Annotated in this window: 24 protein-coding genes and 1 other RNA gene; 10 read left to right on the top strand and 15 right to left on the bottom strand. The window is 49.9% G+C overall.

Going from position 1 to position 23,262, the window contains the following annotated elements; genetic code table 11:
- The first annotated feature begins 2 nt into the window (after positions 1 to 2).
- On the top strand, positions 3 to 2,243 hold the full coding sequence (locus H6F93_RS24310; RefSeq protein WP_190642873.1) for a GumC family protein: 2,241 nt from the start codon (positions 3 to 5) through the stop codon (positions 2,241 to 2,243).
- Positions 2,244 to 2,292: 49 nt separating this feature from the next.
- Positions 2,293 to 2,862: a pentapeptide repeat-containing protein gene (locus tag H6F93_RS24305; protein WP_524538008.1), complete on the top strand. Its 570-nt coding sequence runs from the start codon at positions 2,293 to 2,295 to the stop codon at positions 2,860 to 2,862.
- Positions 2,863 to 2,889: 27 nt separating this feature from the next.
- On the opposite strand, the gene H6F93_RS24300 is transcribed toward H6F93_RS24305, so the two are convergent.
- Entirely contained in the window at positions 2,890 to 3,219 is a 330-nt protein-coding gene (locus H6F93_RS24300; protein ID WP_190642874.1) for a DUF8822 family protein, read from the bottom strand.
- Between the two features lie 150 nt (positions 3,220 to 3,369).
- Between H6F93_RS24300 and aat the strand changes: the two genes are divergently transcribed.
- The gene (gene aat / locus H6F93_RS24295; RefSeq protein ID WP_190686495.1) at positions 3,370 to 3,948 is read left to right on the top strand and encodes a leucyl/phenylalanyl-tRNA--protein transferase; all 579 of its coding nucleotides are present in this window, start codon (positions 3,370 to 3,372) and stop codon (positions 3,946 to 3,948) included.
- A gap of 235 nt (positions 3,949 to 4,183) precedes the next feature.
- On the top strand, positions 4,184 to 4,864 hold the full coding sequence (locus H6F93_RS24290; protein WP_199313981.1) for a pentapeptide repeat-containing protein: 681 nt from the start codon (positions 4,184 to 4,186) through the stop codon (positions 4,862 to 4,864).
- 20 nt (positions 4,865 to 4,884) lie between these two features.
- Here the strand turns inward: H6F93_RS24290 and H6F93_RS24285 are convergent, their stop codons facing one another.
- Positions 4,885 to 5,787, bottom strand: coding sequence for a permease-like cell division protein FtsX (locus H6F93_RS24285; RefSeq protein WP_190642876.1), 903 nt, complete (start codon positions 5,785 to 5,787; stop codon positions 4,885 to 4,887).
- A 282-nt stretch (positions 5,788 to 6,069) separates the two neighbouring features.
- Between H6F93_RS24285 and upp the strand changes: the two genes are divergently transcribed.
- Positions 6,070 to 6,705, top strand: coding sequence for a uracil phosphoribosyltransferase (gene upp / locus H6F93_RS24280; RefSeq protein WP_190686492.1), 636 nt, complete (start codon positions 6,070 to 6,072; stop codon positions 6,703 to 6,705).
- Positions 6,647 to 6,802, top strand: a complete 156-nt coding sequence (locus tag H6F93_RS24275) for a hypothetical protein (protein WP_190686687.1) — start codon at positions 6,647 to 6,649, stop codon at positions 6,800 to 6,802. The genes upp and H6F93_RS24275 overlap by 59 nt, the downstream gene beginning before the upstream one ends.
- Here the strand turns inward: H6F93_RS24275 and H6F93_RS24270 are convergent.
- The 10 genes from H6F93_RS24270 to purC form a co-directional block, all read right to left on the bottom strand.
- Positions 6,799 to 8,007 carry a 4-hydroxy-3-methylbut-2-enyl diphosphate reductase gene (locus H6F93_RS24270; RefSeq protein ID WP_190686489.1) on the bottom strand — a complete coding sequence of 403 codons (1,209 nt, stop codon included), beginning with the start codon at positions 8,005 to 8,007 and terminating at the stop codon, positions 6,799 to 6,801. The genes H6F93_RS24275 and H6F93_RS24270 overlap by 4 nt on opposite strands.
- Before the next feature lie 100 nt (positions 8,008 to 8,107).
- Positions 8,108 to 9,082, bottom strand: coding sequence for a quinolinate synthase NadA (nadA, locus tag H6F93_RS24265; RefSeq protein WP_190686486.1), 975 nt, complete (start codon positions 9,080 to 9,082; stop codon positions 8,108 to 8,110).
- 368 nt (positions 9,083 to 9,450) lie between these two features.
- On the bottom strand, positions 9,451 to 9,651 hold the full coding sequence (locus tag H6F93_RS24260) for a hypothetical protein (protein ID WP_190642880.1): 201 nt from the start codon (positions 9,649 to 9,651) through the stop codon (positions 9,451 to 9,453).
- A 223-nt stretch (positions 9,652 to 9,874) separates the two neighbouring features.
- The gene (locus H6F93_RS24255) at positions 9,875 to 10,264 is read right to left on the bottom strand and encodes a hypothetical protein (protein ID WP_190686482.1); all 390 of its coding nucleotides are present in this window, start codon (positions 10,262 to 10,264) and stop codon (positions 9,875 to 9,877) included.
- A gap of 204 nt (positions 10,265 to 10,468) precedes the next feature.
- Positions 10,469 to 11,641: a lipid-A-disaccharide synthase gene (gene lpxB, locus H6F93_RS24250; RefSeq protein WP_199313980.1), complete on the bottom strand. Its 1,173-nt coding sequence runs from the start codon at positions 11,639 to 11,641 to the stop codon at positions 10,469 to 10,471.
- Positions 11,638 to 12,465: an acyl-ACP--UDP-N-acetylglucosamine O-acyltransferase gene (gene lpxA, locus H6F93_RS24245; RefSeq protein ID WP_190642882.1), complete on the bottom strand. Its 828-nt coding sequence runs from the start codon at positions 12,463 to 12,465 to the stop codon at positions 11,638 to 11,640. The genes lpxB and lpxA overlap by 4 nt, the downstream gene beginning before the upstream one ends.
- Before the next feature lie 62 nt (positions 12,466 to 12,527).
- Positions 12,528 to 13,040, bottom strand: a complete 513-nt coding sequence (gene fabZ, locus H6F93_RS24240; protein WP_190642883.1) for a 3-hydroxyacyl-ACP dehydratase FabZ — start codon at positions 13,038 to 13,040, stop codon at positions 12,528 to 12,530.
- Positions 13,041 to 13,122: 82 nt separating this feature from the next.
- The gene (lpxC, locus tag H6F93_RS24235; protein WP_190686479.1) at positions 13,123 to 14,013 is read right to left on the bottom strand and encodes a UDP-3-O-acyl-N-acetylglucosamine deacetylase; all 891 of its coding nucleotides are present in this window, start codon (positions 14,011 to 14,013) and stop codon (positions 13,123 to 13,125) included.
- A 97-nt stretch (positions 14,014 to 14,110) separates the two neighbouring features.
- Positions 14,111 to 16,438 carry a BamA/TamA family outer membrane protein gene (locus tag H6F93_RS24230; RefSeq protein ID WP_524538007.1) on the bottom strand — a complete coding sequence of 776 codons (2,328 nt, stop codon included), beginning with the start codon at positions 16,436 to 16,438 and terminating at the stop codon, positions 14,111 to 14,113.
- Between the two features lie 154 nt (positions 16,439 to 16,592).
- Complete coding sequence (purC, locus tag H6F93_RS24225) at positions 16,593 to 17,375, bottom strand: phosphoribosylaminoimidazolesuccinocarboxamide synthase (protein WP_524538006.1); 783 nt, start codon at positions 17,373 to 17,375, stop codon at positions 16,593 to 16,595.
- 143 nt (positions 17,376 to 17,518) lie between these two features.
- On the opposite strand from purC, the gene ssrA reads away from it, so the two are divergent.
- Positions 17,519 to 17,906, top strand: a transfer-messenger RNA (tmRNA) gene (gene ssrA, locus H6F93_RS24220).
- Between the two features lie 27 nt (positions 17,907 to 17,933).
- Here the strand turns inward: ssrA and H6F93_RS24215 are convergent.
- Both H6F93_RS24215 and H6F93_RS24210 read right to left on the bottom strand, forming a co-directional pair.
- The gene (locus H6F93_RS24215; RefSeq protein WP_206755775.1) at positions 17,934 to 18,359 is read right to left on the bottom strand and encodes a response regulator; all 426 of its coding nucleotides are present in this window, start codon (positions 18,357 to 18,359) and stop codon (positions 17,934 to 17,936) included.
- 137 nt (positions 18,360 to 18,496) lie between these two features.
- Positions 18,497 to 19,522: a zinc-binding alcohol dehydrogenase family protein gene (locus H6F93_RS24210; protein ID WP_190686471.1), complete on the bottom strand. Its 1,026-nt coding sequence runs from the start codon at positions 19,520 to 19,522 to the stop codon at positions 18,497 to 18,499.
- Positions 19,523 to 19,635: 113 nt separating this feature from the next.
- On the opposite strand from H6F93_RS24210, the gene H6F93_RS24205 reads away from it, so the two are divergent.
- On the top strand, positions 19,636 to 20,001 hold the full coding sequence (locus H6F93_RS24205; protein ID WP_190686468.1) for a winged helix-turn-helix transcriptional regulator: 366 nt from the start codon (positions 19,636 to 19,638) through the stop codon (positions 19,999 to 20,001).
- 252 nt (positions 20,002 to 20,253) lie between these two features.
- On the opposite strand, the gene H6F93_RS24200 is transcribed toward H6F93_RS24205, so the two are convergent.
- Complete coding sequence (locus H6F93_RS24200; RefSeq protein ID WP_190686464.1) at positions 20,254 to 20,865, bottom strand: hypothetical protein; 612 nt, start codon at positions 20,863 to 20,865, stop codon at positions 20,254 to 20,256.
- A gap of 172 nt (positions 20,866 to 21,037) precedes the next feature.
- On the opposite strand from H6F93_RS24200, the gene H6F93_RS24195 reads away from it, so the two are divergent.
- Together H6F93_RS24195 and H6F93_RS24190 are read left to right on the top strand one after the other, a co-directional pair.
- Positions 21,038 to 21,721 (top strand): response regulator transcription factor, encoded by a 684-nt coding sequence (locus H6F93_RS24195; RefSeq protein ID WP_190686461.1) that lies wholly within the window; start codon positions 21,038 to 21,040, stop codon positions 21,719 to 21,721.
- Positions 21,718 to 23,211 (top strand): ATP-binding protein, encoded by a 1,494-nt coding sequence (locus H6F93_RS24190; protein ID WP_190686457.1) that lies wholly within the window; start codon positions 21,718 to 21,720, stop codon positions 23,209 to 23,211. Before H6F93_RS24195 ends, H6F93_RS24190 begins: the two co-directional genes overlap by 4 nt.
- The last annotated feature ends 51 nt before the right edge of the window (positions 23,212 to 23,262 follow it).

The raw sequence follows: 23,262 nt of genomic DNA, 5'->3' as shown, positions 1-23,262 counted from the left end.
GTTTGGAACTCACTGCTGGCGACACGATTTACTCATTTGCGGGGGCAAAGATGAAGGCTGACCAATATTCTCAACGGATACTTCCGGCTGACGCGATTCAAGCTGATGGTGGGGATGAAGGCGGGTTAGATCTCACTCAGACTGTAGGCGCTCTCCGGCGTAAAGCACTGCTAATTTTGGGTATCGCAGCCGCAATTACAGCCGCAGCCGTGTTCAAGGCTTTAACCGATACCCCCGTCTACCAGGCGGGTATGGAGATTCTAGTCAAGCCTGTGAGTGTAGAGACAGAAGTTCTCTCCAATAATCCTGACTCTTTGAGCCGTCGCAGAACGCGGCCAAACTCTGACCAACCTGCAATAACCGACACTCAACTCAAAGTTCTGCAAAGCCCTAAAGTCATCGCTCCGATTGTTGAAGACCTTGAAGGACAGTTTCCTGGACTAAATTACGGTGCCTTCATCAATAGTCTCAGCATCTCGGTGACGGCAGAAAACATTCTGGTCATTGGCTATCAGCATCCTGATCCTGAGCTAGTGCGAGCCGCACTTACTGAAGTTTCTGAAGCTTATTTGGACTACAGCCTCGAAGAACGGCAGGCAGAAATTCGCACAGGACTAGACTTTATCGAAGCACAGCTTGATCCATTGCAGGAACAGGTAAATCAGCAGCAGCAACGGCTACAGGTTTTGCGGCAGGAGAATAATCTGATTGACCCTGAATCTAGGGGAGGTGAGCTGTCTGGTCAGACGAGCGCATTCACAAACCAACAGTTGGAGACTCGATTAGAGTTACAGCAGGCGCGATCGCTCTATGCAGACTTAGAGCGCGAACTGGCAGAGTCAGCTGACGCAAATGCCTCATCTGCTCTAACTCAAAATGCTCGCTACCAAAAGCTGCTAGACCTGATTTTGGATGTTAATAGCCAGATGGCTCAAGGTTCAGCCTTGTTCCGAGAAAATAGCCAGGAAATGCAGGTACTTGCAGATCAGCGAGAGAGCCTTTATCCGCTACTGCGCCAGGAAGGACAGCGAGTTTTAGAGCAGGTTGGAAGCCGAATTCAGGAACTCGAAGCCCGCGATCAGGCTTTGAGCGAGTCGATCGGCAATATTAATGTGAGAATTGACCAACTGTCTGAAGTGAGTCGCCAGTACACAGACATTCAGCGCGAACTGCAGATCGCCACAGACAACCTAAGCTTATTTTTAGCGCAGCGAGAAGCTCTACGGATTGATGCCGCTCAGGAAGAGATTCCCTGGCAGATATTGACTCCACCTGGCGAACCCAGCCCCGTATCGGCAAGTGTTACTCGGAACGCGGCTCTGGGTATCGTTTTAGGTTTACTGATCGGCATCGGCACGGCTTTACTGCTCGACAAACTGAGTGACTTCCTCTACACACCTAAGCAAATCAAGGATGTCACCAAACTGCCCATTTTGGGGGTCATCCCTCACTACGAAGATTTGGAAGACTCAATTAGCGCAACTCATGTCATCGCTCAGTCGTTGCAGATGAGCCGAGGTGTGCTGAGCAATGGCAATGGGCATCGTCCGATTGACCCAGCTTTTGTGGAAGCGTTTCGCTCGCTGTGGACTAATATTCGCCTGCTTAATCCTGATGCTCCGGTGCGATCGCTCGTCATCGGGTCTGCCGTTCCTAACAGCGGCAAATCCACCATCGCCGTCTTTTTGGCTCAGGCTGCCGCCGCGATGGGGCAGCGAGTTCTCCTGGTTGACACCGATCTGCGGCGTCCCAGCCTACATGAGCAACTGGGCGTAGCCAACACACGAGGGCTAACCGATTTGATTTCTGCTAGCGTCACTCCCTATCAGGCGATTCAGCGATTGTCCAAAGAAGACTACCTGTTTGTCCTGACGGCAGGTTCGGCTCCACCCGACCCACCCAAGTTCTTTGCTTCCCGCCGAATGCAAAGCCTAATGGAAGAATTTCACAAAACATTTGACCTGGTCATTTATGACACACCACCGCTATTAGGCTACTCGGACGCGCTGCTGTTGACCGCTCGGGCTGACGGTATGGTACTCGTCTCGCGCCTCGGCAAGCTCAAGCGTTCTTCGCTGGAGCAGGCTTTAGAAGACTTGAGAATTGCTGGCGTATCAGTTTTAGGCGCAGTGGCAAACGGTTCTAAAGATCGAGTCAAAACACCTTACTCACCAGCATCTTACATCCCACAGGAAGTGGCTGGCGAAATCCTCGAACCATCCCATCCTGGACAGCAAAATTAGGGGAAACTATCACGCTGCACTGGAAAAGTTGTTGTAGAACCTGCAACAGGTGACGCATCAAAATGTTAACTTTAATGAAGTCACTCGACCGCGTTATCTACCTGCCATGCGTTTACAGCATCTTCCTAGACTTGTTCTAACCCTATTAACATTGGTTGCAGTCACACTAGTTGCTCTGTCGCCGATGCCAGCTCTAGCTGCCAGTTCTGCAGCGATTCGGGCTTATGATGATGCCGATGCAACCACCAAAGACTATTCGGGGCAGAGCTTGCTGCAAGCAGAATTCAGCAACGCCAACTTAAAGGAAGCCAACTTTAGCAATGCCGATTTACGAGGCGCAGTGTTTAATGGGTCTGCACTAAATCATGCTAATTTTTATGGCGCAAACTTCAGCGATGGCATTGCCTACATTACCGATTTTGCAGAGGCAGATTTGAGTGATGCAATTTTTGATTCTGCGATGATGCTCAAGTCAAACTTTCGCGGCGCGAAGGTCACGGGGGCTGACTTTAGCTTTGCGCTACTTGACCGAGAGCAGGCGATGGCCCTCTGTGAAACGGCTCGTGGCTCTAATCCAGTAACGGGCGTGGACACGCGAGAGTCTTTGGGCTGTCGCTAAGCCGATTGTCAGGTCTGAGCAAGATTTTTATTGTCCGCAGCAGCGATCGATTCCTAGGCTGTCTAGCAGCAGATCGCTGACTGCATTGGCAACGGCAAATTCGCTGTAAAAACTTTTAGAAAAGTCAAACGCCTGCATTTCTGTCAGGATGGCGATCACTAGGGAGCCGACATCGTTTTCTCCTTCCATCCGCTGACGCACAAACACTTGGGCAGCGCGTTTAGCAATATCTTGATTGACGGGTTCTGGAATAAACTCGTGGTCTAGCCATTGATGCAAAGTTTCCTGGAGCCACTGTCCCTCTTGTTGAGCATCTTGAGGCGGCGGCAGGGTAATGGGTGAAATTGGCTCAGCCATAGTCAAGCAAGTAGTGGAGGGCTTTCCTGCTGAGTTAGAATGACCAGTCAGGATTTGTGATCACTATATAACAATCCTGGGGATGCATTCATCACTCCATCGACAATCAACAGCGTCTAGCAGCAGTTTGGCATGAGTGAGGAATAAACCATGCATTTTGACCTTTCTGCCATTGTTCAAGGATATGCTCAGGGCTGCTTTTTGATGGCAGATGAGACGGGCAGAAACTTGAGCTGGTATTCCAGCCGGGAGCGAGCACTGATTCCGCTGGATGAACGATTTCGATATCCGCGATCGCTCCAGCGTGTGCTTAACCAAAATCGCTTTACTGTTGCTGTCAATCAGGACTTTGAGTCGGTGGTTGACGGTTGTGCCAATCGGGAAACAACCTGGATTTCACCAGAGCTGCGAGAAATTTACTTCGCGCTCTACAAAGCTGGCTACGCCTACAGTTTTGAAACCTGGCAGGGCGATCGCCTGGCAGGGGGTATTCTCGGCATTGTGATCGGTGCGGCTTTTATTGGAGAGTCTATGTTTTTCGCTATTCCTGAAGGCTCTAAGGTGGCAATGGTAAAGCTGGTAGAGAGATTGCGATCGCGTCATTTTCACTTGTTTGACGCTCAAATGATGAACCCTCACCTGGAGAGATTTGGAGCCTACTACATCGGCAATCGAGAGTACAAAAATCTGCTCAAGCAAGCTCTCCCCCATCACTGCTCTCTGGTCTGAATTCTCTAGACCTTCTGCACGAATCACTTTTCCAAGCATGCATGGTAGCGCGGCTGAGCCGCGCTACCATGCATGCAGCAGATTTTCTAATCTGAAATTCCTTACTCCAGCCCTGAGAGCCATTTTCCGATCACTCCAGCGGGAGATGTGAATTGCATAGCACTCTTGTGATGATGAGCACAAGGAATTTTTGTGTTTAAATCCATTTGGCTTAAGACGCTATTAGCCATCAACTTTGAGTGAGGAAAGGGCGATCGCAATGGCAAATCTAGAGCAGCTTGCCTTATTTCAAGAAGACACCATTCTGTGGAATCGCTGGCGAGAAGAAAATCCCCAGGTCAGACCCGATTTTGCTGGCGTTGACTTTAGCGGTCTTGACCTCAGAGGACACAATTTCAGCGGCGTTGACTTAACCGATGCTAATTTCCGGGGCGGCGACTTAATCAAAGCTGACTTTAGCGAAGCCATTCTAGATGAAGCTGACCTCAGCAACAGTGACCTCATCAAAACTGACTTTAGCAACGCTGACCTGTCCAACGCTGACTTGAGTGAGTCAGGTACCCGAGAATCTGACCTGAGCGGGGCAAACCTCAAAGAAGCAAATCTGATTGGCACCGACTTGGCTGGCGCAAATGTCATTGGCGCAAATTTGAGTAACGCTGACTTGATTGGCGCAAACTTAGAAGGCGCCAGTCTAGTTAAAGCTAACCTTAGCCACGCTGACTTGAGTGGCGCAAATCTCAGTCGAGCTAGTCTAATCAAAACTAACTTGGCTGGAGCTAGTCTGATTGGCGCAAACTTGAGCGGTGCAAACCTGAGTGGCGCAAACCTCAATGGTGCCAACCTCAGCGGCGCAAACTTAGAAGGCGCTGTGATGCCTGATGGAAAAGTCAATCAACAATCCATCCAAAAATAGCCCACAGTATAAGGGGCGTTCTAACGTAAGGCAAAGCGACGCACTGCAAACAGGCTACCCATCAGCCCTACGGTGCTTCCCAAAAGTAGTAGTGCTAGGGGCAGCAGGATAGTTTGCTGACGGCTTAGATCCAAACTGTTGGTCAAAAATTGAATAAACTCTGGCTGTTGGGCTAGCAAATGGTTGATAAATTGCTGTACACCCGCAATTAAGCCCCAGGAAATGATGGCTCCAGCAATTCCAAAGGCAATTCCCTGGAGAATGAACGGCAGATAAATCCAGGTTGTGGTTGCACCCACTAATTGCATCACTTCAATTTCACGCCGACGCGCCATCACGATCAGGCGAATGGTTGTGGTGATGACAGCGATCGCCGTCATCGTCAGGATTGCGGTCACGCCAAGGCTGACCCAGTTTAGCCCCTGGTTGAGCTGGGCAATGCGCTTGACTGCCTCATCCACATACTGCACTTCATCGACTCCCTGCATCACAGCCAGCTTTTCAGCCAGAGCAGGCACTTGTTCTGAATCCCTAGCTTTGACTTTGATTTCATCTACAAGCGGGTTGCCGTTTAGCTGCTGGGTAGCTCCTTGGATGTCTGAAACTCCCATATCTTTGACCAGTGCTTCCCAGGCTTGCTCTTTGGAGGTTGTTGCCACTCCAGAAACTTCTGGCATAGCCTCGATCAGGGGTTTTAATGTGTCTGCCTGAACTCCGGTTTCTAAATAAACCGACACCTCAAGCTGACTACCAAACTGGTTGAGCAAACTCTCAAGCTGCCAGGAAGATTGAAGACTCACACCAAACAGAAACAGCAGCACCGTAACCGTGCTAATCGCTGCCCAGTTCATCCAGCCGCCCCGTTTCAACCCCAGTAGGGTTTCACGCAGCAGGTAATCTGATTTAGTGAGAAATTGCAGCACGCAATAGCCTCCGCTTGAGAGTTATGAGGTTTAAATTCAGAAATTGTGAGTTTAAAGGGTCTTCAAAATTCACAACTTAGGATTCGTACCTATTGAACAAATTCATAGAGTAAACCAACTTGACCTTTTCGTAAAACGGTCAAAAATTGTCTCCTAGCAGTACCCGTAAATTGGCTGTACCAATTCTCTTGAAGGTTGCATATTCCAAAATATTCAGCCTTCTGTAGAAACAGGATTAGATTCAGGTAGTGTGATTGAATCCGTCTGTCGAGGAGTGCATTTATGGCTGCTGAAGTGACTGTAATTAACCATCCACTGATCCAGCATAAGCTGACTTTAATGCGACGGGTTGAAACCAGTACAGCCAAATTTCGAGCGCTGCTAAAAGAAATTAGTATGCTACTGGCGTATGAAGTCACCCGTGATTTGCCGCTGAAGACCGAGCGCATTCAAACACCCATGTCACTCATGGATGCCCCGATTTTAGCTCCAGAAAAGAAAATGGTGCTCGTCTCAATTATGCGGGCAGGGCAAGGAATTTTGGACGGCATGTTGGAGTTAATGCCGTCGGCAAGAGTGGGGCACATTGGCTTATATCGCGATCCTCGAACTTTGGTGGTGATTGAGTACTACTTTAAGGTGCCACAAGACATTGAAGAACGAGACATTCTCGTCGTCGATCCGATGCTGGCGACTGGAAACTCAGCAGTCGCAGCCGTGCATCGCTTAAAGGAGACGAATCCCAACTCCATCAAGTTTGTCTGTCTGTTGGCTGCCCCAGAGGGAATTCGCCATTTCCATAGCCAGCACCCAGATGTGCCGATCTACACGGCAGCAATCGACAACAAACTAGACGAGCATGGCTACATTTTGCCTGGGCTGGGGGATGCAGGCGATCGCCTCTTTGGCACCAAGTAGGGGCAGGTTTAGCCATAAAGCGATCGCCTTGGTGCAAAAACTCTGGCAAAACCTGCCCCTACAGGGGGTTAAACCTCCCACAAATCCCCCAATTTAAGCGATCGCCCCAACCGACTTTAGTTCAAAAATCCTCTCGATCGCGTTTGCCACAACGCGGTCGGGAGTCGAAGCCCCAGATGTAACGCCGACCACAATTTTGCCCTCTGGCAGCCAGTTTTCGCAGACCTCCAGATCTCGATGCAGCGGCTTGTGTTCGACCCGATTGCCCGGTCCGATCCGCTCGGCACTATCGATGTGGTACGAGGGAATGCCCCGCTCGACTGCGATTTCCTGGAGGTGAGTCGTGTTAGACGAGTTGTAGCCGCCAATGACTAACATCAGGTCGAGCGGTTCCTCCACCAGCTCAAACATGGCATCTTGCCGTTCCTGGGTTGCGTCACAGATCGTGTTAAAGCTGAGGAAATGCTGGTTGAGTGCCGTAGGGCCATATTTTTTCAGCATGGTGTGTTCAAACAGCTTGCCGATTTGCTCGGTTTCTCCCTTCAACATAGTGGTCTGATTAGCGATGCCAACTCGCTCCAAATCTTTGTCAGGGTCAAATCCGACGGAGCAGGCGCGGCTGAACTTTGCCATGAATTCCTGGCGATCGCCCCCGTTCAGGATGTAATCACAGACATACTGGGCTTCTGCCAAGTTCAGGACAATCAGGTAAGTACTGGCAAAAGAGCTGGTGGCGATCGTTTCTTCGTGGTTGTACTTGCCGTGAATGATCGAGGTGTGGCTAGTTTTTTTGTGCTTCTCAACCGTATTCCAGACCTTGGATACCCAGGGGCAGGTGGTATCGACGATGGTGCAGCCTTTGTCATTGAGCAGCTGCATTTCCTGAACGCTAGCGCCAAAAGCAGGCAAAATCACTACATCGCCCTGATCCACCACCGAGAAATCCTTTTGACCTGCGTTCACCGCAATGAAGCCCACCTGCATATCTCGCAAGCGCTGATTCACAGAAGGGTTGTGAATAATCTCGTTCGTGATCCAGATCCGCTCCGTGGGAAAATGCTGGCGCGTTTCGTAAGCCATTGCCACGGCTCGCTCCACGCCCCAGCAAAAGCCAAACGCCTCGGCTAACCGAATCGTCACATCACCCCGATTTAAGGTGTAGTTGTTGTCGCGAATTTGCTGAATCAGATCGCTCTGATACTCGGTCTGCATTTGACCAGAAACTTCAGCTTCGTGACCAAATCCTTTGCGATGGTATTGCTCCGACGCATTGAGCGATCGCTTAAAAGCTTTTGTATCCATACCATCTCCCTACAAACTACACCTAACGAATAAAGCTACCTCAACTTTAGTGGGCATTGTCCACCTGACACAAGGCAGAATGCCTAGCAACTCACAGTTCCTACACACTCATTTCCAGCATTCGCTGAATTGGACGCAGTGCTGCAGCCTGAATATCGCCTGGAAGAGTAATTTCGGGTGTGCGATTTTTCATGCACAGATAGAGCTTCTCCAGAGTATTCAGTCGCATGTGAGGACACTCGTTGCAAGCGCAGCTATTCATCGGCGGGGCAGGGATGAACTGCTTATCGGGAGCCTGTTTCTGCATCTGGTGAATGATCCCCGATTCTGTCACCACAATAAATGCCTGCTTGGAGCTTTTTTGAGCGTACTTCAACAGCGCAGTCGTCGAGCCAATGTAGGAAGCATGACGCAAAACAGCAGGTTCACATTCTGGGTGAGCGATTACCTCAGCGGCGGGGTGAGCAACTTGAAGCTGCACCATTTTCTTTTCAGAAAAGTTTTCGTGTACCATGCAAGCCCCGTCCCAGAGCACCAGGTCGCGCCCTGTTTCTGCCATGACGTAGCGTCCCAGGTTGCGATCGGGCGCAAAGATAATCGGCTGATCTTTCGGAATTTGGTTAACGATCTGGACGGCATTCGAGCTAGTGCAAATGATGTCACTCATTGCCTTGATTTCGGCCGTGCAGTTGATATAGGAAACCACAAGATGATCAGGATGGGCTGCTTTGAAGGCGGCAAAGGCTTCGGGCGGACAACTATCTGCCAAGGAACAGCCTGCATCTAGGTCAGGCAACAGCACAAGCTTGTTGGGGTTGAGAATTTTGGCGGTTTCTGCCATGAAGTGAACTCCGGCAAAAACAATTACCTCGGCGTTGGTGTTAGCCGCTTGTTGAGACAGCCCTAATGAATCTCCAATGTAGTCTGCGATGTCCTGAATATCGGGGTCTTGATAGTAGTGAGCCAAGACCACAGCATTTAATTCTCGCTTTAGGGTTTGAATTGCCTGAAACAAGTCACGAGGCAAGGCAGACAATTGGTTTTGGTCGAGTTTAGACAGTGCAGTAGTGAACACAGTAAAAAAACGCTGTTAGTAGAGTGAACTCGGAAGCCTCCTGATTATAGTTGTTTTTACCAAAAACAGCATGACTATTCCTGCTCCAAAATCCTGAAGTGAGTCCGCAGAGATCCCAGCCCACACACCAACCGCAGAATGGAAAGGGCTGCTTTACCCATTTCATTGCCCAAAATCCAGTAGATAGGCACCAGTTCGCATTCCTTATCCTTCTACACGCAGCTTAGGTGCAGGAAGAATGAAGGGTGAGGGTTTTGTCTTGAAATACCAATATTCGAGTGCTTTATTCAACAAAACAGCCACGCACATGGCGTGGCTTCAGGAGCATGAATTGCAAGAGGAATCAGCCCTCTAAACTTTTTGCGGGTTCAATCTACGACTTGCAGGAGATCGTGACGCAAGCCATATAGCACTCGATGAATTAACGCTCGCTGCTCTTCTGCTAAAGCATCTTGAGATAAAGCAGAGACAAGACGGCTCTCTTCAACGCGAGTGATTTTGCGGGAAAACAAAATTTGTTCAACCAAATCTTCCAAAGGGATCTGGTAAACGGAGGCTTGAGTCTGCATCTGGCTAGAGATTAAGCGATGTTAAAACTATCGGTCATTCTGAACAAATCAGACGTGATTGAGGTGCAGCTTTTGTGTGATTATTTCTTCCGATAGAGGTGATCTATATCACTGCGTAAAGCTTCATCTTCAAAGCTCAAGTTTTTTGCAAAGACTCAGTGTATAGAAGTTAAGCATTCGCTGTAGAAACTCAAGCTGCTGAGGGAGCGCAACAAGCCAGGACTCAAAATCTAAAGCCGACTTGCCCATTCACTCCTCGAATGGAGTGGTAGCCTGCACCTAAGATGAGATTGTCGGTGGGGTTAATCTGGACTCCACCAGAAACAGCAACTCCCTGGTCTTCTGAGTAAAGTCCTAAACCAACGTAAGGAGAAACCTGATCGATCAGGGGCAGATTCACAAATGCCAGGGCATCAACTCCGGTTGAGTCTTCAGTTCCCAGCCCAAACTCGACTCCCAGGTTTAAGGCTCTTGCACCAATTGAAAAGGTAGTTTCGTCGTTGCGGCTACCGACCGACACCCAGGGTTGAGGAATAAGTTGGGCAGCGGCTTCTCCCGCAGGAATCAACGCAAGGGATGCAATTAAAGTGGTAGAGAAGAGGATAGATTTCATGGCTTAATCAGCACCCTAAGTGCTGTGACGGTTGGTATCTGTCAAGATCGCACTCACCAGTAGAACAATCAGTCAATTACTGGCGCAGAGCTTGCTTGATTTTACGTTTTGTCGCGTAATAACGTTTCTCTAAAAAGAGGCTACAGAGTAAATCTGACGATCGCCTTCTGAATAGGTTGCAGTGGCGCGGTGTGCAGCTAATGACTAAAGTACAAGGCTGAGAATTTCGTGGGCAGCGCGATCGCACACTCCCGGTTCCCCTAACGCCTGACGCATCTTCTGATAGTCTGCTAGCATTTGCTGCCTGGGTTCTGGCTGCAGCAGTTTCAGGGCGGTGTGGGTGACGCTCTCTGGGGTCGCATCGTCCTGCAGTAACTCTGGCACGATGGGCTGCATCTCGACTAGGTTAGGCGGCGACATGAACGGGATTTTGAATTTTAGGATGTTTTGGGCAATCCAGGCGGTAAGAGGACTAACTCGATACAGCACGACCTGCGGAATGTCGAGCAGGGCAAGCTCCAGGTTGACCGTGCCCGATTTGGCGATCGCCAGATCCATTGCAGCAAAGACGGTTTGCACCTGTTCAGTCACTAGAGTTGCTCGTAAACCGTAAGTCTGAATCGCTTGCTCAACCGGACGGCGATATGCCTCAAGCGACAGCGGCACCCAGAACTCTACGTGCGGCAGTTGTGCCTGGATGCGACGAGCGGCTTCAAAGATGACAGGCAGCAGATACTTCACTTCCTGGTGGCGAGAGGCAGGGAGGAGGGCGATCGCCACCTGATCGGGCGCTATTCCCAAGGCTTCTCGCGCCTGCGATCGGCTGGGTGCTGACTGCATCCGGTCAACTAGGGGATGCCCTACCCAGGTAACATCAGCTCCCCACTTTTCGTAGTAGCGGGCTTCTTCTGGAAAAATTGCCAGTAGCCGATCAACCAGTTCTACCACGCGTTTTGTTTTGTTTGCGCCCAACGACCAGACCCACTCCTGCGGGGCAATGTAGTAAACCACAGGAATTTGGGGAAAATGCCGCTTTACGTAGCTGCCAATTCCCAAATTAGGGGCGAGATAGTCAACCATGACCACCAGGTCAGGCGGATTTTGGCGCAAATAGCGCTTCACTCGCCGCTGCATTTGCAGGGTGGGCAAAACGTAGGGTAAAGATTCAAAAATTCCGATCGAGCCAATGGCGCTGGTGTCGCCTAGCAGCGTTGCCCCTGCCGCTGCCATGCGTTTTCCGCCCAATGCGAGAATTTCCAGGTTCAGCCCATTTTGCTTAGCCCGATCTCGCAAAGCTTTTACGAGCAATGCGCCTTGAAGATCTCCAGAGACCTCACCTGTACTGATAAAGATACGGATTTGCCTGTCATCTCTCATCCTTCATCCTTGCCCTTTCCCCCTCGCCCTGGAGTCAGTCCGCGTCGTCCTTTTGCTTGGGCTGCGATCAGAAATTGGCGCAAATGTTGGAGGTGTTCGTTGTCGGGCAGCAGGTCAAATTGTTCGATCGCTTGATTAAGGGTGAGTCCAGAGCGGTAGATCATGCGAAAGGCTTTTTTGAGCGATTGCAAAACTTTACCGTCATCTGCCTCAGCCAATCCTGCCCGCCGTAAGCCGACCTGGTTGAGCGATCGCACGCGCGAGGGGTTTCCCTCAACCAGCATATAGGGAGGCACGTCTCGGTCAACTCGGCTCATGCCACCAACCATAGCGAGACGACCGATGCGGACAAACTGATGAATGCCCAGTACGCCGCTAATTCTGGCTTTAGACTCAATGTAAATGTGACCGGCCAAGGCAACTGCGTTGGCAATGATCACCTGGTCTTCGATGATGCAGTTGTGACCAACATGGACATAGGCCATCAGTAGGGTATCGCTGCCAATAATGGTAGCTTCCCCCGCTCCAGTTGCCCGATTGATGGTGACATATTCTCGAATTCGGTTGCGATCGCCAATCTTGACCAGACTCAGGGAGCCATCATATTTCAAATCCTGCGGCTCAGTCCCAATGACAGCTCCAGGAAAAATCTGATTGTGCTCCCCAATTTCTGTCCAGCCATCCAGGACAACATGTGCCCCAATCACGGTTTCCGCACCAACGATTACCTTTTCCCCAATCACACTGTACGGCCCCACTTTGACAGTGGGGTGCAGCTCGGCACCAGGATGAATTACAGCAGTTGGATGAATCAAAGTAGTCAAGGGCTGGTCTCCAGTCGCTTTCAGCCTATCGCTTTCAGCTTTTTATTCACTTTCTATGTCAATTAATCCACTAGAGAAAACATCAGTTCGCCTTCTGCAACCAACTGACCGTCAACTTCAGCCCGTCCCTGCATTTTGCCAAACCGTCGTCGCTTCACGACAAGCAAATCGACCGTCATGATCAGCTGATCTCCAGGCACAACGGGACGGCGAAAGCGGACTTTATCGATGCCAGCAAACATCAGTAAGCCTTCGGGTACATCCGGAAGCTGAGTGAGAACGATGCCACCTACTTGGGCCATCGCTTCGACAATTAACACTCCGGGCATGATCGGTCGCCCAGGAAAGTGTCCTTGAAAGTGGGGTTCGTTAAAAGTAACGTTTTTGATGCCTACGGCTCGTTCGCCAGGCACATAATCGATGATTCGATCAACCAGAGAAAACGGATAGCGGTGTGGCAGAAGTTGCTGAATTTCTTCTAGGGTAAACACTTTTTTAGGCTGGCGATTTACCACCTCTTGTTCCGCGTCGGTCGTGAGAGGAGTCGGTGTGTGAACGTCAACTAATGTAGACATGGATTCGGTTAGGTCGGTTAAGTAGGGCTTTGTTAGAAGAGAACTGCAAAAGAAAACTGCTCACAACACCGCTAAAACGATGCTAGCTGGGCAGAAGATTTTGGGCCACAAGCCGAGCGAGTTGGGTGTGCAGGCTGTGGCTAGCTTTATAGGCTAGGACATGGACAAGGGGAAAGATTCCCAACAAACTTAAATCCCCTACTAAGTCTAAAAGTTTATGACGCACTGGCTCATTTGAAAATCTTAGGGGTGGGTTTAACCATCCTTCAGTTCCACAAACCAGCGCATTTTCTAGACTACCGCCTTTGATTAACCCATTTTGTTGCAACTGCTCAATTTGGTGCGCCAGTCCAAAAGTGCGGGCAGGGGCGATCGCCTCTGCAAAACTTTCTTGGGCTGGTGTCCAGCTATACCATTGATTGCCGATCGCAGGCAAGTCAAAGTCAATGCCGTAGGTAAAACGCAAGGCTGGAGCAGGTATTGCCGCAACAAATGCGTCGCCCTGGTGAACCCAGATCGGTTCCTTAAGCGTATAGACCGAACGGGGATCAGACTGGGCAACTAGACCAGAGTGGGCGATCGCCTCCACCCACTCTCGGGCTGACCCATCCAATAGCGGCACTTCTGCCCCGTCGATTTCAATCCGAGCATTGTCAACTCCCATCCCAGACAGCGCTGCCAACAAATGCTCCACCGTGCGAACCCTAGCCTCCCCACTAACCAACTCTGTAGAGAGGAGAGTTTGACTTACTGCAGTGATATTTGCCGGAATGCGGGGCAACCCTGCCTGATCGACACGAACGAAATAGCGCCCCTCTCCCACTGGCGCAGGCAAGACCCGGATATGGGTTGACAAACCCGAATGCAAACCGACCCCTGACCGCTCAAACCCGGTCGCCAATGTGTGCTGTAGTGAAGTCTCAACTAACCGCTCAGGATTGCGTTCTAGCTGCTGCACCCGTATTTCCCTCATCCTTCATCCCTCATCGAACGGTAGGGAGCTGGGAAGAGTAGGTGTGAACCCTGCTGGTTCCCTCACCCTACCCTTCATCCTTCATCCCTCATCCTTCCTAAAATCTTTCCCCAATGCCGAAGTGCAGTCTGCTGTCACCCTCGTCATTGAAGCCATAGTCAACTCGGATCGCGCCCAGGGGAGACTGAACCCGAACCCCTACACCATAGCCAAAACCAAACCCAGGTTTGTCTCGAATTTCGGCTGGCTCACCCGGTACATTGTCTCCGGTACCCAGATCAGAGCCAACATCGACAAACAGTGCTCCACCTACAATTGCGAAGATCGGAAAACGGTATTCAGCCGTTGCTTGAACAAAGCTACGACCACTGCCCAATTCCCCTGAATCGTAGCCTCGGACAGAATCAGTGCCGCCCAGAGAGAAAGCTTCATAGGGAGGTAAATCTCCAAAGATAGTTCCTGCCTGAAGGTTAAGCGCTAAGGTTTCTGGTCCTTCGGTAAAGTTGGTGTAGTCTACCGGGATGTAGTAACTGTAGCTCGCCCGCAAGCGGTTAAACAGAATGCCACTGAGAGGGACCGTTTGCTCGGTGCTTAGGCGTAGCAAAGAGCCGCTAGTCGGCTGAAGTGGGTTGTCTCGCAAATCTTGAGCAAGTCCAAGCTGGAAGATCAGCAGATCATCGGTGCCGTCGTCGTTAAAGCTGAGCAAGTTGCCCAACTCGTCTCGCGGAGTAATTTCTCCATCCCCATCGCGAAGTGAGACACGCTGATATTGCAAGCCCGCAGAGGCTCTCCAGTTCTCTAATCCCAGCCATTCATCCAGGGGACGGCTGAAACTAACGCCTCCTCCTAAACGCTGCACACGGGGGCGATCGCCATTCTCTAGCTCAACCTCGTTCTCTCCTCCGTCAAAAATCAGCGAGATCGATCGGCGGTTAAACAAATTGACCGTGTAAGAGGTGCGGTAGGGGTCACCCGCAATCCACGGGTCAGTAAAGTTAAGGTCAAATAATAGAGCGTCCCGTTCTCCAAGCTGAACCTCTGCTCCGAGCCGCTGGTTGTTGCCGCCCAGATTTTGCTCTTGATAGCTGACCGTACCAAACAAACCGCTAGCCGAGCTAAAGCCAACCCCTGCTGCCAAGGAGCCTGTATTGCGCTCAATCACATTGACGACCACATCTACCTTGCGGGGATCATCGCCTGGATTCAGTGAAACCCTGACATCCTCAAAAATTCCTAAGCCAAAAACTCGCTGCAAGTCTGACTGGATCGCAGTCTGGTTAAACACGTCTCCCGATTGCGACTCAAACTCACGAGTAATGATAAATTCTCTGGTTTTGCCTTCAATCGGTTCCCCGTTTTCGTCTTCAGTCTCGCCATCCTCGCCTAGAAAAAGCACTTGAATGTCTTCAATTTCACCCTCAGCAACCAGCAGCGTTACCGTTCCATCGGGCGAAACCTGAGGAGCATCGATGACCTGAGCCAATACATAGCCGTTGTCCTGATACCACTGGTTAAGCTCCTCAATGCCAAACTGAAACTCTCTTAAATTGAGGATGCTGCCGTACTGCTCAGCAAAAATTTCGTCTACTACCGTTTGGGGCAATACCTGATTGCCTTGAACTTGAACTTCCTGTAGGACTGGGTTAGGTGCTACTTCAAACGTGACTCTCACACCCAACGGGGTATCTTGTGGCACGGCTCGCACGTCTGAGAAAAAGCCCGTTGCAAAAATTGAGTTGATGTCTTCCTGCAACTGCGAACGGGTAGTTGTGCGTCCTGGCTGCGTCCGAATCGCTTGATAAACCACGTCTTGCAGCTCGCCCTCAGCACCGGTTACTGCTACTTCTGCGACGAGTACACGCGGCTCAGCGGGTGAAGTTTCTGCGCCGGGGGCAGGAGCGGGCTGACTGCCTGCGGGTGGTGCATCCTCCTCATCTCCAGGTTGGTCATCGGCTGGAGAAACATCAGTAGGAGGGGCATCTTGCTCAGGCTGCGCGTCTTCTGAAGGCACGACAGGAGTCTCTGGGGTGTCATCCGGCGAATCATCGCCCTCCGAAGACGGCGTAATGTCAAACTGAATCTGGTTTGGGGTTTCCTGTACTGGCGTTTGGGTGTTGGGTGGCGGACTGCCTGCGTCTGCCGGGGGATCTGCTATGGGGGGAGATGTGGGAGACTGCGCCCAAAGATTTGCGATGGAGGGTTCTGGGGCGCTCACCGTTGGCAAGGCAGACAGAACGGAAGTAGACAAACCAGACTGATTTGTCTGTGCAATGATCTCAGAACCGTTGCTTTGTCCGGTAGCTGGAGCTACCTCAGACGTTTGCGATTGGGCAGGACGGGATAGACCAAGAGCAGCAGAGGCAGTAAAGACTGCCAGTAAAACTGGAGAGAGACGCATATTGTTTGGGTTTTTTAGCACTTCCACACACCACGACCTGCCATTGCAGGTGAAGGACACAGAGAATCAGGCAGAGGAACCAATCGTTTTAAAGTCGAACGATCTTGAGCAAACGATGCTGAGCAATCGGAGAAATTTTACAGCATTGATGGAACAACATTCGCCTATTCGGGTTGAGGGGCTAAATTTGAGTGGTTTTAGCCAGGATTCTGTCTAAAACTTGCTGATAAGCTGCTTCGACGTTTCCTAAATCGTGACGAAAACGGTCTTTATCCATAACGCGCTGTTTGGGGTCGGGGTCGGATTGGTTCCACAAACGACAGGTATCGGGGCTAATTTCGTCTGCAAGCAGCAAATTTTGAGACGGGTCTAAACCAAACTCTAGTTTGAAGTCCACCAATGTAATTCCACATTGCTGGAAGAAATCAGTAAGGATTTGGTTAATTTTGAGGGCTTTGGCTCGAAGCTGTTCGACTTGTTCTGAGGTTGCCAGGTTTAGGAGAAGCAGGCGATCGCTCGTCAATAGAGGATCACCCAACGCATCATTCTTGTAGTAAAACTCAACCAGCGGCAGCTCCAGGACAGTGCCTAGCTCCAGTCCAGTTTGTTGACAGAGGCTACCAGCGGCAATGTTCCTGACGACAACTTCTAGCGGCAGAATCTTCACCGCTCGAACCCGCATCGTATTTGCAGAAGGACAATCAATGAAGTGGGTGGCGATTCCCTGAGCTTCTAGCAACTGAAATAAATGGCTAGAAATGGCGCAGTTGATTTCACCCTTGCCTTGAATGCTGCCTCGCTTCTGGGCATTGAAAGCAGTCGCATCGTCCTTGAAAGAAGACAGCAAAACGTTGGGATCATCTGTCGCGTAGAGAATCTTCGCTTTGCCTTCGTATAGCTTTTGGTGAGCAGCCATGTAGAGATAGTTGAGATTTTTCTCAAAACAAAAAGTCAGGGAAAGCATTACTTTACCCCAACCTGGTATCACTCGAATGAAGGAACTTAACAATTCTAGCGGACAGGTCTAGCGGACTGCGGTTCCGTAGGGCTGAGCGCTTGCCTTAGCTACCCGTTTGACAGACATCAAGCTATACTGAAAGGATGCAAGGGGCTGTAACGGTTTCGACGTTTTGGCGAACGCTACTTTGTGATACAGGTCGAGAGGGAGTCCACTCTCGTGAATCAAGGCTCAAAAACAAGTAGATGCGAACAACATCGTTTCTTTTGCTCGTAAGCCAGCTCTAGCTGTTGCCTAAAAACCTCTTATAGGTTCGAGCGTCTACGGTTTGACTCCGTTAAGGACTGTAGACTAAACCCCAACGGATGCTCCGGTTAGGTACCTCTGGTTGCCTACTGGCTAAGACTTCACCAGAGAATCCTGTTATCCGGGATAATGGATAATCCCCGCTTCGAGGGCTAGAGAAGCTAAACCTGTGAGTGAGCGAAGTATTAATACCCAGAGCGGACACGGGTTCGACTCCCGTCAGCTCCATTAATTAGCTCATAGTTTTCCTTCCTCCTCTTAGAAGAGGTTAGGTGGCGGAGAAAACTCGTAGGGTTTTCTGGTGCTTTTGCGCTCTAACAAAGTTTTGATGATGCCGTGCAGCACTTCAAAGTCAATTGGCTTTCGCACAAAATCGCTCGCACCCACCGCTAAACCTTTGATGCGGCAAGACTCGATGTGGGCTGTGAACAGCACAACTGGAAGAGCGTGCAGCTTGGGGTCGCGTCGAATTTTTCGGGTTAGCTCATATCCGTTGACTTCGGGCATCATTACGTCTAGCAACACCAGGTCGGGGGGTGAAGCCTGCATTTTGTCGAGGGCGATCGCCCCACTAGGAGCCACGTCAACCGTGTACCCTTCTGACTCCAAAAAGTTTTGTAGCAGAAATAGATTATCTGCTACATCATCCACGATTAAAATCCGATAGCTCTCTGACGATATCACAGCTATCTAACCCATTGAAACGACTGGAGGGGTGTCTTTCAATTTATCGAATTGAATCCCTAAAGTCTATTTCCTAGCATCTTGTTTCCGATTCCGCCAAAATGCTGAATAGCTATTGAGCCATACCAGTCTCTAGGTTAGGTTGCCATTTCAGAGAGAACAACTTTCCCGATCGCCTTTCCTGACTCTAACAAGGCATGAGCTTTTGCCAAGTTAGTAGGATTCAGCGGCCCAAAATTCTCAGTCAGAGTAGTTTTAATTACTTGTTGATCGACCAGAGTTGCGACCTGGTTGAGCAGGTCATGCTGAGATTGCATGTCCGGGGTTCCATACATGGGCTTGGTAAACATTAGCTCCCAAGCAAAGGTGACACTTTTGTTTTTCAGCAAATTCAGATCTAAGGGTTGCTCTGTTTCAACAATGGAGCAAATTTTTCCTTGAGGTTTGATTACATCTGCCATGTTCTGCCAATGTCCGTCTGTGTCATTCAAACACAAGATGTAATCAACCTGCGGAATGCCAAGCTTCTCAAGCTCTGATATAAACTTCTCACGGTGATTAATCGTGTAGTCAGCACCCATCCTTACGCACCAATCAACAGTTTCTGGGCGTGATGCAGTTGCAATTATAGTCAACCCAGCCACTTGTTTTGCTAGTTGAATGGCGATCGAGCCAACGCCTCCTGCCCCACCGATAATCAACAGTTTACTTGCCTCATTTGCTGGAGTTTTTTGTGGCTCAATTCCCAACCGTTCAAACAATGCTTCCCAGGCAGTAATCGTGGTGAGAGGCAGGGCAGCAGCCTCTTCAAAGGAAAGGCTAGCAGGCTTTTTGCCGACGATCCGTTCGTCTACCACCTGGTACTCACTATTACTTCCAGCGCGAATAATGCTGCCTGCGTAATACACCTCATCTCCTGGTTTGAACAGAGTTACTTCACTGCCTACCTGTTCTACAATTCCGGCTGCATCCCAACCTAATACTTTAGGAGCAGACCCAGCTTGAACAGAACGTCTGACTTTGTAATCGACTGGGTTAACGGAAACTGCTTTCACTTTAACCAATAGATCTCTTGGACTCACTGGAGGCAGATCAAGAGTAACTTCAGCAAAACAGTCTGTCTCAGTGGCAGATTTGGCTTGATCAATGGCGATCGCTTTCATAAATGACTCCTAAAAACTGTGGCTGTGCTTGAGTACTATGATTTGATTATGTGAAGTACTTTAAGAATTGCCAAGTACGCACATTTTTGAGCAGTAGTATCAAAAGTTATACTATGAAAAATCGCCAGTATGATTGCAACTACGGCTGTCCCGTTGATGCCACTTTGGATGTAATTGGAGGACGGTGGAAAGGAGTAATTCTATTTCACTTGTTGTCAGGTACTAAGCGATTTAATGAGTTACAGCGCTTATCCCAAGGGTGTACTCAAAGAATGCTGACACTGCAACTACGGGAGCTAGAAGCAGACGGTGTAGTGCGTCGGAAAGTATATGCCGAAGTGCCGCCCAAAGTTGAATATTCACTCACTGAGTTGGGACAAAGCCTGGAGCCAATTGTGCTGCTGATGCGAGATTGGGGGGAGCAATACATCAATCGGCTGAATCAGCAAAAACAATTATCCGGAGATGAGTCTGCGTAGCATTGGATAAATTACACTAATCGGCAAGCCATAGCGTAGGGGCGGTTCGCGAACCGCCCCTACAGGAATTTGTAGTTTATACAAATGGAAATTGCTCTAAACCCCGATGTTAGTAATGCAATGTGCAGCTTTCTCAAACTTCTTATGAAATAGGCATCTTGTCTGTTCAGATCAAGCAGGCAAGATGCTTGAGTTTCTTGGCTTTTAGTTACACATCACGTCACTGGATGTCACTGAAATTGAACGACAAAGCTAGGAGTTGGTGGTGGGGCGATCGCCCTCCTGCTGGCAGTCTGGAACTCCTAGCGCTTCCCTCAATTGTTGTTCAGTTACACCCAATGTTTCTGCGGCAGCAGCAAAATCAGGGCGAGGTGGACGACCTGCTTGCTCGCCCTCCGCTGGTGGATTCTCGGGAATGCCCAAAGCTGCTGTCAGCTCATCTTCAGTCACACCTAATGTTGCAGCGGCAGCGGCAAAATCAGGACGGGGGCGACGGGGTGGAATTCCTAGGGCTTCCACTAAACGTTCTTCTGTCACATTCAGGCGGGTGGCTGCTCCTGGAATGTCCAATCGTTGACGTTGCCCTGGCTCGGTAGATGAATCCGCAGAAATTCCCAAAGCTTCTCGCAGTTCGGCTTCAGAAATGCCAAGCTCAGAAGCGGCAGCGGCAAAATCAATTTGACGACGAGTCCGTCCTTCTCTCGGCTCTTGTGGGGTAGCTTGGGCGATGCGAAGCACTTCCCCCGTTGGGGTAATCGCCTCTGAAGACACCCCCATTTCAAGTGAAGTCGCTGGATTGGCTTGGTACAGCGTTAAACCCATAGTGCCGACTAACAGTGAGGATGCAATGAGTAATCGAATCATGAGAAATACCTTTTTGGTGTGAACGTGATAGGCATATCTGAATCAATTCCTTCAGTGCCTAATTTGATTAACTCCGTTGAAGATGACAAATGAGGGCTCACAAAAATTACAAAACTGTAATTTGAACTCAAGATGGGCAACTTTATACTTGAGAAGTGGCACCGGGCATTTTATGAACGTTTTGTTAGTCGAAGATGAAGTAAAAATTGCAGACTTTGTTCAAGCCGGACTCAAAGAACATGGCTTTGTCGTGGACTATTGCGACAACGGCAATGAAGGATGCGATCGCGCAATTGACCATGAATACGATGTGCTGGTGCTAGACATCATGATTCCTGGCAAGGATGGGCTGTCGATTCTCAAAAGCCTGCGCCGAGCAGGGCGAAATGTGCCCATAATCCTACTAACCGCCCGCAATGAACTCGACGATCGCCTGGAAGGATTGAACTTAGGAGCCGACGACTACATCGCCAAGCCATTTTTTGTAGAAGAACTGGTTGCCCGAATTCATGCCGTCGTACGCCGCAGCATCGGAGAACGCCAAAATTTACTCACGGTTGGGACACTGAAGCTCGATCGCATTAACCGCGAAATCACCTGCGATCAGCAAATTGTTGAACTCACCAGCCGCGAATTTAATCTGTTGGAATATTTGATGCGATCGCCCGGTCGTGTCTTTACCCGAACGCAAATCCTGGAGCATGTTTGGGGCTATAACTTTAATCCCAGCACCAATGTGGTGGATGTTTGCATTCAGCGAATTCGTAAAAAAATTGACCCAACTGGCAACCCAAGCTGGATCGAAAGTGTACGCGGAGTCGGCTATCGGTTCCGTCAACCTGATCCTCAGTCATGAAGCGATCATTTCGCTTACGGCTGGCGCTACTGTTGGTATTGCTGGCAGGTAGTGGGCTGGTTGGATTTAGCGTCGTCTCCTGGAAGCTGATTTACGATACAAAAGTCAGCCGTCTAGATGCCAGCCTTGAAAATCAACTGAGGCGATCTGTGCGTTTACCCGATGGCGATCGCGGTACACCAGAACGAACCCATCACCTGGGAGAAGAAGAACGCTGGCAGTTCTATGAATCGATGCTATCCCGCGAGTTAGGCACTGGTTTAGTGGCTTTGCAGGTTACTCAGGGAAACAGTGTGCTGTACCAGTCGGCAAATTGGACAGCGGATTTGGATGCATCAGCGCTATTTCGACTGTTGCCCGAACCGACTGATTTACCTGAAACAGTACCTCCCAATCAGGATAGAAGAATGAGGGGCGATCGCCCCCTAACTGACCGATTGTCAAACTTTCCCTTTGCAACTCGATACAAAACTAGCGGAGCCTGGCGTATTGGTGCGATTCGATTTCCTCAATCTGAGGTGGCGATCGCGGTGAGTTTGCAAAGTATCGATCAGGAAATGGTCGTTATCCGCAATATTTTTCTGATCTCAATTCCTGTAGTGTTAATTTTGGTAGCGGTAGGAGCCTGGACGCTATCAGGTCAAGCGTTGCGTCCGATTCGCCAACTCACTGATGCAATCCAACATGTTTCCGCAAAAGGACTTGACCAGCGACTTTCCAGTCAGGCGATCGATGTAGAATTTGTGGAATTGATCCAGGTCTTCAATCAGATGTTAGAGCGGCTGGAGCGCAGCTTTAAGCAGGCTTCTCGGTTTAGTGCCGATGCTGCCCACGAGCTAAAAACGCCACTCACGATCTTACAAGGTGAACTCGATCGCACGCTACAACAAGCTGAAGCAGGATCAGAGATGCAGCAGCGGTTGGGCAGTTTGTTTGATGAGGCGCATCGCTTAAGTGAGATTGTGCGAAAACTGCTGTTGCTTTCCCTTGCCGATGCCGGACAGATGAGCCTGTATCAAGCTGAGGTAGATTTGTCTGCAATTCTGGTTGAGATGGTTGATGATTTGGAATTACTTGCACCCGAACTCACTGTGCAGACTGAAATTGCTGATGGTCTAAGGGTTTGGGGCGATCGCGACTTACTCATTCAGGTGCTACAAAACCTTTTGAGCAATGCCATTAAATATAACCTGCCGACTGGCTGGTTGCGGATTGATGCCAAGCAACAGTCCACAATGGTGTTAGTCACATTCAGCAATGCTTCAAAAGAGCTTTCTGCCGCTGACCGTCACCGCATCTTCGATCGCTTTCACCGTGGCGACCCGGCTCACACCCGCAAAGTTGACGGAACCGGACTGGGACTTAGCTTAGCCAGAGAAATTGCCCGCGCTCATGGTGGCGATCTCACGCTTGATCCAGACGCACCGAACCAAACTTCGTTTACATTAAGCTTGGCGATCGCACCGCACGTTACAGAAGTCTCATCCTAACTTTATCCATTCTGAGCTTGAATCTCTTGCAAAAGTGATTGAGTAATAGGA

Source organism: Leptolyngbya sp. FACHB-671 (assembly GCF_014695745.1).
Lineage (GTDB): Bacteria > Cyanobacteriota > Cyanobacteriia > Elainellales > Elainellaceae > JAAUTN01.
The sequence above is the reverse complement of the archived record's forward strand: the minus strand, read 5'-3'. Positions and strand labels throughout refer to the sequence as shown.